Origin of the sequence: Burkholderia sp. A2, assembly GCF_001729305.1 — a bacterium.
Taxonomy (GTDB): Bacteria; Pseudomonadota; Gammaproteobacteria; order Burkholderiales; family Burkholderiaceae; genus Burkholderia; species Burkholderia sola.
Map to the genome: position 1 here is coordinate 322 of NZ_LZXX01000067.1, position 573 is coordinate 894.

Below are 573 nucleotides of genomic sequence, written 5' to 3' on the forward strand. Positions count from 1 at the left end.
CGGCGGCACGATCGCCGGCGGCTTGTACGCGGACGGCGTGACGCGCGCGGCCGCCATCCGGTTCAACGGCGCGAACAATACGCTGCAGTTGCTCACCGGGTCCGACATCGTCGGTAACCTCGAGGTGACGGCCGGGGCGACGACCACCATCACCGCGGCCTCCGCAGGGCTCTCGCTGTCCAACCAGGTCACGCTCGGCGATGCCGCGTCCCGCGTGACCTTCGATTCCCGCTCGACCGGTCTCGTGGTTTCAGGCGTGGTATCCGGGGCGGGCAACGTGGCCGTGCGCGGCGGCCGAACGGTCACGCTGACGGGAGACAACACCTATGCCGGCGACACCACGATCAGCGCCGGCACGCTGCAGATCGGTAGCGGCGGGACCACGGGCTCCGTCGCCGGCAACATCGTCAACAACGGCACGTTGGCGTTCAACCGCAGCGACACGGTGTCGTATGGCGGCACCATCAGCGGGACGGGCAGCCTCGTGCAGGCGGGAAGCGGCACGCTCGCCATATCCGGCGCCGCCGGCTATGCGGGGAGCACCGTCATCAACGCCGGCACGCTCGCGCTGAT

Annotated in this window: 1 protein-coding gene; it reads left to right on the forward strand. The window is 70.0% G+C overall.

Going from position 1 to position 573, the window contains the following annotated elements:
- Positions 1-573: autotransporter-associated beta strand repeat-containing protein (locus A9Z05_RS05475; protein WP_176730150.1), on the forward strand; the 573-nt coding region annotated here is incomplete at both ends.